Source organism: Roseivivax sp. (assembly GCF_054552075.1).
The window spans coordinates 82,266-97,608 of the sequence record NZ_JBTOLZ010000012.1 but is presented as its reverse complement, the minus strand read 5'-3'; the positions used below and the strand labels follow the sequence as shown (position 1 = coordinate 97,608).

General features: G+C 69.3%; 12 protein-coding genes. 4 read left to right on the top strand and 8 right to left on the bottom strand.

The window, feature by feature from the left end:
* Position 1 precedes the first annotated feature (1 nt).
* Genes ACX938_RS11010 through ACX938_RS11000 form a run of 3 tightly spaced genes read left to right on the top strand, consistent with a single transcriptional unit; the run spans position 2 to position 3,023 of the window.
* A complete protein-coding gene (locus tag ACX938_RS11010; RefSeq protein WP_232753767.1) occupies positions 2-892 on the top strand; it encodes an ABC transporter permease subunit in 891 nt (296 codons plus the stop codon).
* Positions 889-1,710 carry an ABC transporter permease gene (locus tag ACX938_RS11005; protein WP_459431087.1) on the top strand — a complete coding sequence of 274 codons (822 nt, stop codon included), beginning with the start codon at positions 889-891 and terminating at the stop codon, positions 1,708-1,710. The genes ACX938_RS11010 and ACX938_RS11005 overlap by 4 nt, the downstream gene beginning before the upstream one ends.
* Positions 1,707-3,023, top strand: a complete 1,317-nt coding sequence (locus ACX938_RS11000) for an NAD(P)/FAD-dependent oxidoreductase (protein ID WP_459431086.1) — start codon at positions 1,707-1,709, stop codon at positions 3,021-3,023. Before ACX938_RS11005 ends, ACX938_RS11000 begins: the two co-directional genes overlap by 4 nt.
* Before the next feature lie 467 nt (positions 3,024-3,490).
* Here the strand turns inward: ACX938_RS11000 and ACX938_RS10995 are convergent, their stop codons facing one another.
* The 4 genes from ACX938_RS10995 to ACX938_RS10980 are packed head-to-tail and all read right to left on the bottom strand — an operon-like array spanning position 3,491 to position 7,812.
* Positions 3,491-4,507: a phosphotransferase family protein gene (locus ACX938_RS10995; RefSeq protein WP_459431085.1), complete on the bottom strand. Its 1,017-nt coding sequence runs from the start codon at positions 4,505-4,507 to the stop codon at positions 3,491-3,493.
* On the bottom strand, positions 4,504-5,739 hold the full coding sequence (locus tag ACX938_RS10990; RefSeq protein ID WP_459431084.1) for an acyl-CoA dehydrogenase family protein: 1,236 nt from the start codon (positions 5,737-5,739) through the stop codon (positions 4,504-4,506). The genes ACX938_RS10995 and ACX938_RS10990 overlap by 4 nt, the downstream gene beginning before the upstream one ends.
* On the bottom strand, positions 5,739-6,191 hold the full coding sequence (locus ACX938_RS10985) for a MaoC family dehydratase (RefSeq protein WP_459431083.1): 453 nt from the start codon (positions 6,189-6,191) through the stop codon (positions 5,739-5,741). The genes ACX938_RS10990 and ACX938_RS10985 overlap by 1 nt, the downstream gene beginning before the upstream one ends.
* Entirely contained in the window at positions 6,181-7,812 is a 1,632-nt protein-coding gene (locus ACX938_RS10980) for a long-chain-fatty-acid--CoA ligase (protein WP_459431082.1), read from the bottom strand. The genes ACX938_RS10985 and ACX938_RS10980 overlap by 11 nt, the downstream gene beginning before the upstream one ends.
* A gap of 104 nt (positions 7,813-7,916) precedes the next feature.
* Between ACX938_RS10980 and ACX938_RS10975 the strand changes: the two genes are divergently transcribed.
* Positions 7,917-8,933 carry an NADP-dependent oxidoreductase gene (locus ACX938_RS10975; RefSeq protein ID WP_459431081.1) on the top strand — a complete coding sequence of 339 codons (1,017 nt, stop codon included), beginning with the start codon at positions 7,917-7,919 and terminating at the stop codon, positions 8,931-8,933.
* Positions 8,934-9,150: 217 nt separating this feature from the next.
* On the opposite strand, the gene ACX938_RS10970 is transcribed toward ACX938_RS10975, so the two are convergent.
* From ACX938_RS10970 to ACX938_RS10955, 4 genes are all read right to left on the bottom strand, one after another.
* On the bottom strand, positions 9,151-9,879 hold the full coding sequence (locus tag ACX938_RS10970; RefSeq protein WP_459431080.1) for an SDR family oxidoreductase: 729 nt from the start codon (positions 9,877-9,879) through the stop codon (positions 9,151-9,153).
* A complete protein-coding gene (locus ACX938_RS10965) occupies positions 9,876-11,414 on the bottom strand; it encodes an ATP-dependent DNA helicase (protein ID WP_459431079.1) in 1,539 nt (512 codons plus the stop codon). Before ACX938_RS10965 ends, ACX938_RS10970 begins: the two co-directional genes overlap by 4 nt.
* Before the next feature lie 910 nt (positions 11,415-12,324).
* Positions 12,325-13,608 carry a crotonyl-CoA carboxylase/reductase gene (gene ccrA / locus ACX938_RS10960; protein WP_459431078.1) on the bottom strand — a complete coding sequence of 428 codons (1,284 nt, stop codon included), beginning with the start codon at positions 13,606-13,608 and terminating at the stop codon, positions 12,325-12,327.
* A 142-nt stretch (positions 13,609-13,750) separates the two neighbouring features.
* The gene (locus tag ACX938_RS10955; RefSeq protein WP_459431077.1) at positions 13,751-15,115 is read right to left on the bottom strand and encodes a 1-acyl-sn-glycerol-3-phosphate acyltransferase; all 1,365 of its coding nucleotides are present in this window, start codon (positions 15,113-15,115) and stop codon (positions 13,751-13,753) included.
* Between the last annotated feature and the right edge of the window lie 228 nt (positions 15,116-15,343).

Genomic DNA, 15,343 nt, shown 5'->3' with positions numbered 1-15,343 from the left:
CATGCGCCGCCTGTTCCTCATCGCCGTGCCCTACATCTGGCTTCTGGCGCTGTTCCTGGTGCCCTTCGCCATCGTGCTGAAGATCGCGCTTTCGGACATCGCGCTGGCGATCCCGCCTTACACGCCGACGCTCGACCTCTCCGAGGGCTGGGCCGGCATCCGCGCTTTCCTCTCGGGGCTCGACTTCGAGAACTTCGTCTTCCTGACCACCGATGACCTCTACTGGCGGGCCTATCTTTCCTCGCTGAAGATCGCGGCGGTGGCCACGGTGATCACGCTCCTGATCGGCTATCCGATCGCCTATGCCATGGCCCGGGCCGCGCCCGAATGGCGGCCGACGCTCCTGATGCTGGTGATCCTGCCGTTCTGGACCTCCTTCCTGATCCGGGTCTACTCCTGGATGGGGATCCTCTCCTCGGAAGGGGTGCTGAACCAGTTCCTGATGGCGCTGGGGCTGATCGACACGCCGCTGCAGATCCTCTCGACCAATACCGCGGTCTATATCGGCATCGTCTACACCTATCTGCCCTTCATGATCCTGCCGATCTACGCGACGCTCGAGAAGATGGACGACTCCCTGCTCGAGGCCGCCGAGGACCTGGGCTGCTCCCGGCTCGAGGCCTTCTGGCTGGTGACCATCCCGCTGTCGAAGGGCGGCATCATCGCCGGCTGCTTCCTGGTGTTCATCCCGACCATCGGGGAATTCGTGATCCCCTCGCTCCTGGGCGGCTCGGACACGCTGATGATCGGCAAGGTCCTCTGGGAAGAGTTCTTCTCCAACCGCGACTGGCCGGTGGCCAGCGCCGTGGCGATCATCCTGCTGATGATCCTGATCGTGCCGATCGTGCTGTTCCAGCGCAACGAGCAGAAGGCACGGGAGGCCGAGGGATGAGACGCTTTTCCTGGTTCAACGCGACCTCGCTGACGCTGGGCTTCGCCTTCCTCTACCTGCCGATGATCCTGCTGGTGATCTACAGCTTCAACGCCTCGAAGCTGGTCACCGTCTGGGCGGGCTTCTCGACCCGCTGGTATGGCGAGCTTTTCGCCGACCAGGAGTTCCTCGACGCCGCCTGGGTGACGATCCGCGTCGCGGTCTTCTCCTCGACCATCGCCACGGTGCTGGGCACCATGGCGGCCACGGTCATGGTGCGCGCCGGGCGCTTCGCCGGTCGGACGCTGTTCTCGGGGATGATCTACGCGCCGCTGGTCATGCCCGAGGTGATCACCGGCCTGTCGCTGCTCCTGCTGTTCATCGGCATCGGGCTCGACCGGGGGATCTTCACCATCGTGCTGGCGCATACGACCTTCTCGATGTGCTACGTCTCGGTGGTGGTCTCCTCGCGGCTCGCCACCTTCGACCGCGCGCTCGAGGAGGCGGCGCTGGACCTCGGCTGCTCGCATTTCCAGGCCTTCCGGCTGGTGACCCTGCCGATCATCGCGCCGGCGGTGATCTCGGGGTGGCTCCTGGCCTTCACCCTCTCGCTCGACGACCTGGTGATCGCGAGCTTCACCACCGGGCCCTCGGCCACGACGCTGCCGATCAAGATCTTCTCGGCGGTCAGGCTGGGCGTCAGCCCGCAGATCAACGCGCTGTCGACGCTGATGATCGCCATCGTGACGGTTGGGGTGATCACCGCCTCGCTGATCTCCAAGCGCGCCGCCGTCGCCCAGGCCCGCGACGAACAGGCCGCGGCCCGCGCCACCGCATGAGGCGGCTCTACGAGCCCGCGGCCTACGGGCCCGCCCCCGGCTGCTTCTGGGCCGAGGGGGTCGCGCCGCCCGACTGGCCCAGCCTTGCGGGCGCGCATCAGACCGACGTGGCGGTGATCGGCGGCGGCTACACCGGGCTCACCGCCGGGCTCTCCCTGGCCGAGGCGGGCACCGACTGCCTCCTCCTCGAGGCCGAAGCCCCGGGCTGGGGCGCCTCGGGGCGGAACGGCGGCTTCTGCTGCCTCGGCGGCGCCAAGGCGCCCGAGGCGCTCCTGCGCCGCCGCTTCGGGGCTGAGGGGCTGGCCGAATGGCACGCCACCCAGGCCGCCTCGATCGAGACCGTCGCCGGGCTGATCGCGCGCCACGGCATCACCTGCGACACCCATTCGCGCGGCGAGACGCAGCTCGCCCACAATCCGCGCGCCGCCCGGGGCTTCGAGGCCGAGGCCCGCGCCACCGAAGCCGCCTATGGCGTGACGCCCGAGATCCTGCCCGCCGAAGCGCTGCCAGGCGCGGGCCTCGGCGGCGGCTTCCACGGCGCGCTGACCACGCCTCTGGGTTTCGCGCTGCATCCAAGGAAATACCACCACGGCCTGGCCCGCGCCGCGACAAAGGCGGGGCTCCGCGCCTTTGGGTCCAGCCCGGTCATCACGCTCACCCGCGACGGCGCGGGCTGGCGGCTGGACACGCCCCACGGCCAAGTCCGCGCCAAATCCGTGCTGATCGCCACCAACGGCTATTCCTCCGAGGACCTGCCGGACTGGCTCGCGGGCCGCACCCTGCCGGTGCAAAGCTCGATCATCCTCACCCGCCCGCTCGAGGCCGCCGAGGCCGAGGCCCAGGGCTGGCACTCCGACCAGATGTGCTACGACAGCCGCGAGCTCTTGCATTACTTCCGCCGCCTGCCGGACGGGCGCTTCCTCTTCGGGATGCGCGGCGGGCTGCATGCGACGCCGCGCGCCCAGGCGCGGATCGCGCGGAAGATCCGCCGCGATTTCGCGCGGCTCTTCCCGGCCTGGTCTCACGTCGAGATCACCCACGAATGGTCCGGGCTCGTTTGCCTGATGGCCAATCTGACGCCCTTCGCCGGCCCGGTGCCGGAGCATCCCGGCCTCTTCGCCGCGCTGGGGTATCACGGCAACGGCGTCGCCATGGCGAGCCACCTCGGCAGGGAGGTCGCACGGAAGATCCTCTCGCCCGAGACGACGCTGCCCCGCGCCGTCGCCGCGCCGCCGCGTCGCTTCCCGCTCGGCCGCTTCCGCCGCGCCCTGCTCGCCCCCGCCTATCTCGCCGCCGAAACGCTGGGCCTCTGAGCCGCGGCAGAGGCGCGCGCCGCTCGGGCACCCGGGCGCCGGGCTCCGACAGCCTCCAACCCGCCACTCCGTCCGCCCCTCTCCGCTTGGACAGTCCAAGCGCCACTCACATCACCGCCGCCACCACACCAGCAATCCACCACACCGCCCGGCAAAAAATTCAAAACCCGCGCACACCCGACGCGCGGCACCAGCACCCCACCACACCGCCCGGCCCAACCCAAAACCCGCGCCGCGCCCGACCCCAAGCGCGCCCCGCACCACAAGCCTCTCACCCACCAACAAACACCAGCACCCCGCCCCGGCGCGCCCCCGCAGCAGCCAGCACCACCCCACATGCTTCAGCTTGTCCAAATACCTCGGGGGTGAATGCGGGCGGCACGCCCGCAGAGGGGGCAGAGCCCCCTACCCGGTCCGGGGCGCCGCAGGCGGCCCGGACCCCACCAAGGATGCCCAAGAGACAACCCCTACCGGTCGAGCCACTCCAGCCCCATCTCCGCGAAGCGGGGCACATAGGCGCCGAGGCGCAGCGCGCTTTCGGGGTTCGAGGCATTGCCGTCGAGCGCGCGCTTCTTCACCCCTTGCAGGATCGCGCCCATGCGGAAGAAGGCGAAGGCCACGTAATAGCCGAAGCGCGCGGGCCGGGCGATGCCGCGGGCGGCGCAATAGGCTCCGACGAACTCTTCGTCCGTAGGCAGCCCCAGGGCCTTGCGGTCGAGCCCCGCGAGCCCCCGACCCTCGGCGCCGGGGGGCATCTGCCACTGCATCACCACGCCCGCGAGATCCGCGAAAGGATGGCCCAGGGTCGAGAGCTCCCAGTCGAGCACCGCGGTCGCCCGCGCGCCCTCGGTCTCGAAAAGCATGTTGTCGATGCGGTAGTCGCCATGCACCAGCGTGCGGGTGCCGTCGTCCTCGGGCATCTCCTCGCCGAGCCGGGCGATCAGCCGGTCCATGGCGGGCAGGCTCTCGGTCTCGCTGGCGGCATATTGCCCGGCCCAACGCTTGAGCTGCCGGGCGTAGTAGTGCCCCGGCGGGCCGTAGTCCGAGAGGCCCACCGCCTCGAGGTCGACCTCGTGGATCGCCGCCAGCACCCGGGCCATCTCGGCCATGATGTCGGCGCGTTCGCCGGGCACCAGGCCGGGCATGGCGGGCTCGTCGAGGCTGCGGCCCGAGACATGTTCCATCACGTAGAACATCGAGCCGATGACGCTCTCGTCCTCGCAAAGGGCGATGACCCGGGGCACGGGAACGTCGCTGTCCCAAAGTGCCCGCTGGACGCGGAACTCCCGGTCGACCGCATGGGCGGATTTCAAGAGCGCCCCCTCGGGCTTGCGGCGCAGCACGTAGGAGCCCGATCCGGCGTTCAGCCGGTAGGTCGGGTTCGACTGGCCGATCTCGAACTTGGTCACCGAAAGCGGGCCCGCGTAGCCCGGAATGTTGTCCTCCATCCAGGCGGCGACGGCCTGCCGGTCGAGCTCGCTCATCCCGCCTCCCGCTGGCTCAGCTTGCGCAGCTCGGCGCGGGCGACCTGGCGGCGGTGCACCGCGTCGGGCCCGTCGGCGAAGCGCAGGGTGCGCAGATGGGTCCACATATGCGCCAGCTCGGTGTCCTGGCTGATGCCGGCGGCACCGAACATCTGCATGGCCTCGTCCAGCACCCGGCCCGCCATGAGCGGCGCGATGACCTTGATCTTGGAGATCCAGGGCTGCGCCGCCCGCACCCCCTGGGTGTCCATCATCCAGGCCGCCTTGAGGCAGAGGAGCCGCGCCATCTCGATCTCCATCCGGGCGTTGGCGATGATGTCGTAGTTGGCGCCCAGTTCGACCAGCGGCTTGCCAAAGGCCTCGCGGTCGAGCCCGCGGCGGCACATCATCTCGAGCGCCTTCTCGGCCTGGCCAATGGCGCGCATGCAGTGGTGGATGCGCCCGGGTCCGAGCCGCCCCTGGGCCACCTCGAAGCCGCGTCCGGGGCCGAGGACGACGTTTTCGACCGGGACCTTTACGTCGGTGAAGCGGATGTGCATATGCCCGTGCGGCGCGTCATCGGCCCCGAAGACGGTCATCGGGCGCAGGACCTCGATGCCGGGCAGGTCGGGGTCGAGGACGAACATCGTGTGGCGCTGGTGCTTGGGCGCCTCGGGATCGGTGCAGGCCATGAGGATGTAAAGCCCGCAGCGCGGGTCGCCCGCCCCCGAGATCCACCATTTCTCGCCGTTCAGCAGGTAGTGGTCGCCCTCGCGCCGGGCCTCGAAGGCAAGCTGCGCGGCATCCGAGGAGGCCACGTCCGGCTCGGTCATCACATAGGCCGAGCGGATCTCTCCGTTCAGAAGCGGCGTCAGCCAGCGGGTCTTCATCCAGTCCTCGCCGTAGCGCTCCAGCACCTCCATGTTGCCGGTGTCCGGGGCGTTGCAGTTGAAGACCTCGGCGGCGAGCGGCACCTTGCCCATCTCCTCGGCGAGATAGGCGTATTCGACGGTGGTCAGCCCGTAGCCGCGCTCGCTGTCGGTCAGCCAGAAGTTCCAGAGCCCGCGCGCCCGGGCCATCTCCTTCAGCCCGTTCAGGATCTCGAGCTGGCGGTCGGTGTGGAAGAACCGGCCCTTGGGGTGCTTGCCGACCTCGGCGTGAAACTCCCGGTCGAGCGGCGCGATCTCGTCCGTGACCATCTCGCGCACCGCCTCGATCAGCGGGCGCACCCGCTCCGTGACACCCAGATCCATCAGCTCTCGTCCTCCGTCCAGTTGACCAGCGTCAGCCAATCGGCCGCCAGCGCCGGTTTCTCTTCGCCCTCGCGTTCGACCGTCACGTCCCAGCGCAGCAACATGCCGCCGCCCTCGCGGGGGCGCATCTCGGACATCTGGAACTGGCCGCGCAGCCTCGTGCCGACCGCGATGGGCGCGAGGAAGCGCACGCGGTCGAAGCCGTAGTTCACCGACCAGGCCCCGCACGGCAGCTCCGGCAGCACGTCGTAAAGCATGGTCGACAGGAGCGAGAGCGCCAGGAACCCATGGGCCACCGGCCCCGGGAAGCCCGCCGCCCGCGCCGCCTCGTCCTCCAGGTGGATGCCCTGCCAGTCGAGGCTGGCATCGGCGAAGGCCCGCACCTGGTCGGGCGTGACCTCGTACCAGCGCGAGGCGCTTGGTCCGAGGCTGCGCAGGCTCTCAGCCCACATCGGGCAGGGCGTGATCGCCGAAGCGGTCGCGCAGGGTCAGCTTGGAGACCTTGCCGGTGGCGGTCAGCGGCAGCTCTTCGACGAAGACCATGTCGTCGGGCAGCTGCCAGCGCGCCACATGCTCGAGCAGCATCTCGTGCACCTCGGGCAGGGTCGGCTTCTCGCCGCCCTCGGGCACGACCACCAGGAGCGGGCGCTCGTCCCACTTCGGATGCGGCACCGCGATCACCGCGCAGCTCGCCACCTTGGGGTGGGCGATCACGATGTTCTCGAGGTCGATCGAGGAAATCCATTCGCCGCCCGACTTGATCAGGTCCTTGGTGCGGTCCTGGATCACCAGGAAGCCCTTCTCGTCGATCGAGGCGACATCGCCGGTGCCGAACCAGCCCTCGTCGTCGAAGGCGGCGGCGCTGGCCTCGGCGTTGTTGAAATAGCCCGAGATCACGCCGTTGCCGCGCACGAACAACTCGCCCGCCGCGCGGCCGTCGTGCGGCAGCGGCTTGCCGCCCTCGTCGACGATCTTCAGCTCGACCCCGAAGAGCCGCCGGCCCTGTTTCGACTTCAGGTCGATCTGCTCGTCGAAGGGCAGCTCGCGCATCGGCTCGGAGAGCAGGCCATGGGTGCCGACCGGGCTCATCTCGGTCATGCCCCAGGCGTGGCAGACGTCGACGCCGCTTTTCTCGAACCCCTCGATCATCGAGCGCGGCGCGGCGGAGCCCCCGACCACGACATGGCCGAAGCCCTCGGGGTTGCGGCCCTTGGCATCGATCTCGGCGCGCAGGCCCAGCCAGACGGTGGGCACGCCCCAGGCCGAGGTGACCTTTTCGCCGTCCATCAGCTCGAAGAGCGAGGGCCCGTCGAGCTTCGGCCCCGGCATGATCAGCGAAGCGCCGGTCAGCGGCGCCGCATAGGGCAGCCCCCAGGCGTTGACGTGAAAAAGCGGCACCACAGGCAGGACGCGCCCGCCCTCCTTCAGGGATTTTGACAGCGCCACGGCGACCGAGAAGGCGTGCAGCACGGTCGAGCGGTGGGAATAGAGCGCGCCCTTGGGATTGCCGGTCGTGCCCGAGGTGTAGCAGAGCGCCGCGGCGGCCTCCTCGTCGAGCTCGGGCCAGTCGTAGGTCTCTGGCTGGCCCTCCAGCAGCTCCTCGTAGCACAGCAGGTCTAGCTTGCTGTCGGGCATATGCGCCCGGTCGGTCATGGCGACGAGCACCAGGTCCTCGGGCAGATGTTCGGCCAGCCCCTCGATCAGCGGCGTGAAGGTGACGTCGAAGCAGAGCACCCGGTCGTCGGCGTGGCGGATGATATAGAGCATCTGCTCGGCCGAGAGCCGCGGGTTGATGGTGTGGCAGACCGCCCCCATGCCCGAGACGCCGTAATAGAGTTCGAAGTGGCGGTAGCCGTTCCAGGCCAGCGTCGCCACGCGGTCGCCCTCGCCGACGCCGAGCCCCTCGAGCCCATGGGCGAGCTGCGCGGCGCGGCTGAAGGCCTCTGCATAGGTTTCGCGGTGGATGTCGCCCTCGGTCCGCACCGATACGATCTCGCCGCCGGGATGCGCCCCCGCCGCGTATCGCAGGATCTCGATGATCGAGAGCGGCTGGGTCATCATCATTCCGTGCATCTGGCCCTCCCTTGCCGTCTGCGCGTCAGAACACCACCTCACTGTGCGAAGCCAGCCGCGCTTCCGCAACCAATAAGCCAGACGACGTAACGAAAAGGCATTTCATGTCCGATACCTATCGCCGCATCGCGCTCGCCCGCCGACCCCAGGGCGCCGCCGTCCTCGAGGATTTCTCGCTCGAGACCGACCCCATGCCGACCCCCCAGGACGGCGAGGTCCTGGTCGCCGTCGAGTGGATGTCCCTCGATCCCTACATGCGCGGGCGGATGGATGACGCCAAGAGCTATGCCGAGCCGGTCGAGATCGGCGGCACGATGACCGCCCAGGGCGTCGGCCGGGTCATCACCTCCAAGGCCGAGGGCTTCGCCGAGGGCGACCGCGTCACCGGCATGACCGGCTGGGCCGACCACGCGGTCCTGAAGGCCGCCGAGATCCGCAAGCTCGACGAAGGCACGCCGCCCTCGGCGGTGCTGGGCGTCCTCGGCATGCCGGGCTTCACCGGCTGGCGCGGCCTGCACGAATACGGCCGTCCGAAGAAGGGCGAGACCCTGGTCGTCGGCGCCGCCACCGGGCCGGTCGGCTCCATGGTGGGCCAGCTCGCCAAGTCCATGGGCCTACGCACCGTCGCCGTCGCCGGCGGCGCGGAGAAGTGCCGCATCGCGACCGAGACCTTCGGCTTCGACGCGGCGATCGACCACCGCGCCCACGGCGACGCCAAGAGCCTGCGCGCGGCACTTTCCGAGGCCGCACCTGACGGCGTCGACATCTACTGGGAGAACGTCGGCGGGAACCTCCTCGAGGCCGTGCTGCCGCTGATGAACACCCATGGCCGCATCCCGCTCTGCGGCGCCGTGGCCTGGTACAGCGGCGAGGTCGGCGAGGCGAACCTGCTGCCGATGGCCTGGCGCTCGATCCTGACCAAGCGGCTCTCGGTCGACGGGTTCATCATCTTCGACCACTGGGACCACTACCCGGCGTTCCTGAAGGACGTCGGCCCGCGCGTCGGCCAGGGCGAGATCGCCTATCTCGAGGATGTGGCCGAAGGGCTTGAAAACGCCCCCGAAGCCTTCCTGAACATGCTGAAGGGCGGCAACACCGGCAAGCAGGTGGTGAAGATCTGAAGCCGCGGGGCGCGGGCGGTGCTGGGGGCTTGCCCTCACGGCGCGGCCCGCGCTTGGCGATTTTTTCAGAGAATGAGACGCGGCCCGGCAGCGTTCCGGGCCGCGTTTTTTTGGGGGTGTCTTTGCGCCGTCTACGCGGGGCGCCGGTCAGGCACCCGGCGCAGGACATCCTCTGGCCACCCGTCCGGGCTGCCGCCTGCTCCCGCTAAGAAGTGGCTCAGCCGCGCCCGATATAGGGCATGGTCGTCGCCATCACCGTCATGAACTGCACGTTGGCTTCGGGCGGCATCTCCGCCATGAGCCGCACCGAGCGCACCGCCTCGGCCACGTCCATCACCGGCGGCTCCGGCTGGCCCTTGGCGCGGTTGCTCTCGATGATGCCTTCCAGAAGCTCGGTCCTGGCATTGCCGAGGTCGATCTGCCCGCAGGCGATGCCGTAGCCCCGCCCGTCGAGGCTGAGCGAGCGCGTCAGCCCGGTGATCGCGTGTTTCGTCGTGGTGTAGCAGACCGAGGTCTCGCGCGGGACATAGGCCGAGATCGAGCCGTTGTTCACGATCCGCCCGCCCTGCGGCTCCTGCGCGCGCATCTGCGCGAAGGCCGCGCGGGCGCAGAGGAACATGCCGGTGAGGTTCACGTTCACGACCTTCAGCCAGTCCTCGACGGGAACCTCGTCGATGGTGGCGGCGGGCCCGAAAGCCCCGGCGTTGTTGAACAGCACGTCGAGCCGCCCGGCGGCGCGGTGGAAGGTGGCGAAGGCCCCTTCGACCGCCTCGGGGTCGGTAACATCGGCGGGCAGCACCACGGCGCCCTCGCGGCCCGCGGCCACCTCTTCGAGCGCCTCGGCGCGGCGGGCGAGAAGCCCCACCTGCCAGCCTGCGTCCAGGAAATCGCGGGCCACCGCCGCGCCGATGCCGGAGCTCGCCCCGGTGATCAGGATGGATTTCATCGCTCCTCCTCTCCGCTGGTCAGTTCGAGCGCGGGCGCCGGTGCCTCGGCGCGCAGATCCGCGACCGTCAGGGGTTGGCTGGGCTTGGCCAGCCGGTTGCGCACCACCCAGATCAGACGCTCCTGCGCCCGGGTGATCGCCACATAGGCAAGCCGCTTCCAGAGCGGCTGCCCCGCCTCGGTGCGTCCGGCCCGCGCGGCGGCGTAGAGATCGGGCGCGAAGACCTGCACCGCGTCCCATTGCGAGCCCTGCGCCTTGTGGATGGTCACCGCCGCGCCATGCAGGAAGGTCGCCCCCATGCGCGCGGCATAGGGGATGAAGGGCTCCTCCTCGTCGGGCTTCTCGATCTTCACGATCGAGGCCGCCGAGATGCGCGGATCGGGCGCGCCCATGACGTGCAGCCGCGAGAAACCCGGCTTGCGCCCGGGGCCGAGGTAGACCACCTGCGCGCCCTTGATCAGCCCGCGGGCCTCGAGGTCGAGGCGCTTCTTGCGGTGCTTGAGCGGCAGCTCGATGCCGTCGCAGATCAGCGGCTCACCTTCCAGAAGCTCGGTCTCGGGCGCGCCGTAGACCGCGCGGAAGGCGTTGATCAGCCGGATCCGCGTGGCGTTGCGCCAGACCAGGACCGGCGAGCGCGCCATGAGGTCGACCTCGACCCGCTGGCCCCAGACCACGCGGTCGTCGCGGCGGGCGGTCTCTTCGACCATGCGTTCGAAATCCTCGAAGCGCAGCGCCGGGTCGGCCAGCGCATGGGCCAGGTCGAGGATCGGGTTGTCCGCCTCCTGCCGGTGCACGCGGGCCAGTTCGAGCTTCTGCTCCTCGCGCATGCCGTCGAAGACCATGGCGCCCGATTGGTTCACCGGGGCGAGCTGCGCGGGATCGCCGAAGAGGATGAGGTTGGGGAAGATCTCCTGCAGGTCCTCGAACTGGCGCGCGTCGAGCATCGAGGCCTCGTCGACGAAGCCGATGTCGAGCGGCTCTTCGCGGCGCTTCCAGCCGGTGATGAAATCCGACCCGCGCAGGCCCGCCGCCGCCAGCGCCGCGGGCACCGACTTGTGGGTTGCGAAAGAGCCCTGCGCGCGGTCGAGCGCCTCGGGGGTGAGCCCCTCGATCTCGGGTTTCTCGCCGTTGCCCATGAGCCATTCGGCGATCTTCTCGTATTCCGGGTCGTAGACCGGGGTATAGAGAATGCGGTGAATGGTGGTCGCCGGCACGCCGCGGTTGCGCAGGACGCTGGCCGCCTTGTTGGTCGGCGCGAGGATCGCCAGCGTGCGGCGCTCCTTGCGCTTGCGGCCCTCGTAGTCGCCCGAGACGGTCTCGACGCCGGCGTCGTCCAGCGCCTTGGCAAGCGCGGCCAAGAGCATGGTCTTGCCCGAGCCCGCCTTGCCGATCAGCGCCATGACCCGGGAGCCGCCGTCGCGGGCGGGCTGGGCATAGCCCTCGTCGAGGTCGACGCCGGCCTCCTTCATCATGGCGGAGACGCGGTCGAAGGCCTCGGCCTGGTCGTCGGAGAAGGTCAGAGCGGGCAGGGTCATGCCGCGGACCCTACCGGGCGTGCGCGGGAGGCGCCAGAGAGAGCGGAGGCTCGAGGGCGCTGCGGTGCGTCGCAGGGGGCTGCGGTGGGGTGTCGGTGATGGGGCGCTGCGGTGGGGCGCTGCAATGGCTCGGCCGGTTTGAGAGCCCACCGCTGAAAGCTTGCCCACTTGCGCCCGAATAGCATCGAAGATGCCGGGCGCGCGCCGGACCGGCCCCTTGGGCCGGCGCTCCTTGGGGTGGCGTGCATAGATCCCCATTAGTCCTGACCTTGTGAGGATAAAGCGCGCAGCTCGGAGGGCGGCAGCGCCGGCCCCCGGTCCGGTGCGCGCCCTCTGTTGGGATGTGTTGTTAGCGGGGGTGGGCTTAGCCCGAGGTGGTGATTTCAAACCGGACGTTGGGTTCTGGCTGAGAGGGTTTGTGCCGCGCTCAACTGGAGACGCCTGCGGGCCGGATCGAATGGGGCGTCAGACACCCGTGGGTCCAACGGGAGGGGGCGGCAGAGCCTTGGGCATCGCTTGGAGCGGATCATTCCAGCGAGCCGCATGAATGGGGGGCGATAGAGACTTTCACGTCGTATGGAGCGGATCACGTCTGTGAGTCACATCGACGGGAGCGACAGCTCTTATGCGTCTCAAAGCGCGGATGACGCCCGAGAGACAGCGCCCACAATAAGGACCGTCTGCCACACGGCCCGTCTGCCATCGCCGCGCCGGTCTCCGGCCCCAAAACACCACCCCCCCAAACCACCACGGCCCGCGTCCGATCGGGCGGGACGCGGGCCGTGGGTCGGGCGCGGGGCATGCGCCGGGCCAGGGGCGGGCACAAGCCCACGCCAAGGCCCAGATCGGGGCGGCAGACCAGCTGCCGCCCCAAGGTCGGGCGCGGCAGGGAAGCCCGCGCCCGGAGGGATCAGCGCGCCTCGAGAGCGTCCTCGAGCGTCCGCAGACCGGTGCGCGGCGCCTGCACCAGGACCGACATGTTCCCGGGCTTATGCTCGTTGCGATACATCTTCATATGCGCCTCGGGGATCTCGGCCCAGGGGAAGACCTCGGACATGCAGGGATCGAGGCGGCGCTCCATCATCAGCTTGTTGGCCGCCGCCGCCTGCTTGAGATGGGCGAAATGCGAGCCCTGCAGCCGCTTCTGGTGCATCCACATGTAGCGCACGTCGAAGGTGGTGTTGTAGCCGGTGGTGCCGGCGCAGATCACCACCATGCCGCCCTTCTTCACCACCAGGGTGGAGACCGGGAAGGTCGACTCGCCGGGGTGCTCGAAGACCATGTCGACGCTGACGCCCTTGCCGGTGATCTCCCAGATCGCCTTGCCGAAGCGCCGGGCCTCCTTCAGCCACTCGTTGTATTCCGGCGAATTGACCGTCGGCAGCTGGCCCCAGCAGCTGAAGTCCTTGCGGTTGATCACCCCCTTGGCGCCGAGCGACATGACGAAGTCGCGCTTGTCCTCCTCGGAGATGACGCCGATGGCATTGGCCCCGGCGGTATTGGCCAGCTGGATCGCGTAGGAGCCAAGGCCCCCCGAGGCGCCCCAGACCAGGACGTTCTGGCCCGGCTTCAGCTCGTGCGGGTGGTGCCCGAAGAGCATCCGGTAGGCGGTGGCCAGCGTCAGCGTGTAGCAGGCCGATTCCTCCCAGGTCAGGTGCCGGGGACGCGGCATGAGCTGCTGGGCCTGCACGCAGGTGAACTGCGCGAAGGAGCCGTCGGGCGTCTCGTAGCCCCAGATCCGCTGCGTCGGCGAGAACATCGGATCGCCGCCGTTGCACTCCTCGTCGTCGCCGTCGTCCTGGTTGCAGTGGATCACCACCTCGTCGCCGACCTTCCAGTTGCGCACCTTGTCGCCCACCGCCCAGACGATGCCCGAGGCGTCGGAGCCGGCGATATGGAAGGGCGCCTTGTGCACGTCGAAAGGCGAGATCGGCTGGCCGAGGCCGGCCCAGACGCCGTTGTAGTTGACGCCCGCGGCCATCACCAGGACCAGCACGTCATGGCTGTCGGGCTTGGGGACGTCGACCACCTCGACCTGGAAGGAGCTGTCGGGCAGGCCGTGGCGCTCGCGGCGGATCGCCCAGGCATACATCGACTTCGGCACATAGCCCATCGGGGGCATTTCCCCGATCTCGTAGAGGTCTTTCTCGGGCGCATCGTATTGCGCGATGCCGGGTTGCTGGTCGAGAGCCATGACTGCCTCCTCAGGTAAATCTCGGGCGGCGCCGCATCGCGGCGTGGATTCGATGTGTTCCCACGGGATATAAGGGGCCGCGCAACTATTCAATCATATTTACGCTCAGTTTGTAATTTTATGACCGAGCGACTGCAGAAAATTACGCTGCACCTGCACAGTCGGGCAGCAGGTGGCGCACCGAGTTGGCGTAGAAGCGCAGGATCGGCTCGGCCTCCTCGGTGGGGGCATGGAGCCCGTCGTCCACGCTCAGAAGCCCGCGCGCGCCCAGCCGTTCGAGCGCGTGATCGACCGCCGCCTCGGCGGTGCCGCGCGGCAGGACCAGCCGCTCGCCCAGCCCCTGCCCGACCGTCTCCACCGCCTCGATCAGCGCCTCGCGGCGCATCGGGCCGCGGGTGAGAAGGAGATGCGCCACCAGCGGCACCGGCAGCACCGGCACGGCCTCGGCGATGCGGGACATGATCTCGCGGCCGAGCGCCTCGGGCGTGGCGGCCAACCCGGGGTTCTCGCGCAGCGACAAGGGCGCGCCGATCCGCACGGCGGTGCTGCCGAAGCGCCGGAAGCGCCCGGTCGCCCGCCGCCACAAAAGCGCCAGCGCATTGAAGATCGCCGAGACCACCGAGGCGCGAAACTTTCGTTCGCCGCGCCGGTCGGCGTCGATCAGGATCCGGTCCTCGAGCACGCGCTCGTAGTTCAGCGCCACCGGCACGAAGACCAGGTCGCGGGCCTCCAGGTTGGCCCCCTCGGCGAGGTATTTGATCAGCCCGACCTTGGGCGTCTTCAGCCCGCCGTCGAGGGACAGCCCGCCCTCGGGGAAGATCGCCTGGGCCACCCCGCCCCGGGTCGCCATCTGCACGTATTTCTCCAGCACCTTGCGATAGAGCGCCGTGCGCGAACGGCGCCGGATGAAATAGGCCCCCATGGCCCGGATCAGCGCCGAGAGCGGCCAGACCCGCGCCCATTCGCCCACCGCGTAGGACAGCGCCGAACGCTGGGCGGCGAGGTAGGTGACCAGCACGTAATCCATGTTCGAGCGGTGGTTCATCACGAAAACCACCGTCGCCTCGCGGTCCACCTGCGCCAGCGGGCCCGCGCCGCTTTCGTCCACGTCGACGCGGTAGAGCTCGTTCGAGAGCCAGCGGGCGGCGCGGATCGCGAAGCCGAAATAGGCCGAGGCCGAGAAGGCCGGGACGATCTCGCGGGCGTAGCGGCGGGCATCCTCGAAGGCGACATCCTCGCGCAGCCCGTTCTCGCGGGCATGGGCCAGGACCGCCTCGGTGACCTCGGGGTCGTAGATCAGCCGCTGGATCAGGTCGTAGCGGCGCGCGAGCTTGAAGGGCTGGATCGGACGCTCGAGCCGCTGGTTCAGCCGCGCCACGATGCGCTCGGCCCTTCGGCGGAAGAACCAGCGCACCGAGGGGAACAGGAAATGCGAGGCGAAGGTCACGCCGGCAAAGGCGAGAATCAGCGCGAAGAGCCAGACAGGAAGCGTTACGGTGCCGGTCATGGGCTCAGATAAGCAGGTCATGTCTCCACGCTCCACCCGCGAGTTGCGCCGAAAGGCGCGCGCGGGGGCGCGTGAGGATGTCGCGCGGTGGGCGTCGGGGCCGGGACAGGGAGGGGAGGGCGCGCGCCGGGGCCGGACCGCCCCGGCCCTCTCGGCTGAGAGACCCCGGCCCGCACCGGGCCATGGCTGCGCCGCAGCGTTTCGCGCTCTGCCGCAACGCAGCGAATT

Coding starts and splice junctions, on each gene's coding strand:
- ACX938_RS11010 (WP_232753767.1), top strand. CDS start 2: ATGCGCCGCCTGTTCCTCATCGCCGTGCCCTACATCTGGCTTCTGGCG.
- ACX938_RS11005 (WP_459431087.1), top strand. CDS start 889: ATGAGACGCTTTTCCTGGTTCAACGCGACCTCGCTGACGCTGGGCTTC.
- ACX938_RS11000 (WP_459431086.1), top strand. CDS start 1,707: ATGAGGCGGCTCTACGAGCCCGCGGCCTACGGGCCCGCCCCCGGCTGC.
- ACX938_RS10995 (WP_459431085.1), bottom strand. CDS start 4,507: ATGAGCGAGCTCGACCGGCAGGCCGTCGCCGCCTGGATGGAGGACAAC.
- ACX938_RS10990 (WP_459431084.1), bottom strand. CDS start 5,739: ATGGATCTGGGTGTCACGGAGCGGGTGCGCCCGCTGATCGAGGCGGTG.
- ACX938_RS10985 (WP_459431083.1), bottom strand. CDS start 6,191: ATGTGGGCTGAGAGCCTGCGCAGCCTCGGACCAAGCGCCTCGCGCTGG.
- ACX938_RS10980 (WP_459431082.1), bottom strand. CDS start 7,812: ATGCACGGAATGATGATGACCCAGCCGCTCTCGATCATCGAGATCCTG.
- ACX938_RS10975 (WP_459431081.1), top strand. CDS start 7,917: ATGTCCGATACCTATCGCCGCATCGCGCTCGCCCGCCGACCCCAGGGC.
- ACX938_RS10970 (WP_459431080.1), bottom strand. CDS start 9,879: ATGAAATCCATCCTGATCACCGGGGCGAGCTCCGGCATCGGCGCGGCG.
- ACX938_RS10965 (WP_459431079.1), bottom strand. CDS start 11,414: ATGACCCTGCCCGCTCTGACCTTCTCCGACGACCAGGCCGAGGCCTTC.
- ccrA (WP_459431078.1), bottom strand. CDS start 13,608: ATGGCTCTCGACCAGCAACCCGGCATCGCGCAATACGATGCGCCCGAG.
- ACX938_RS10955 (WP_459431077.1), bottom strand. CDS start 15,115: ATGACCGGCACCGTAACGCTTCCTGTCTGGCTCTTCGCGCTGATTCTC.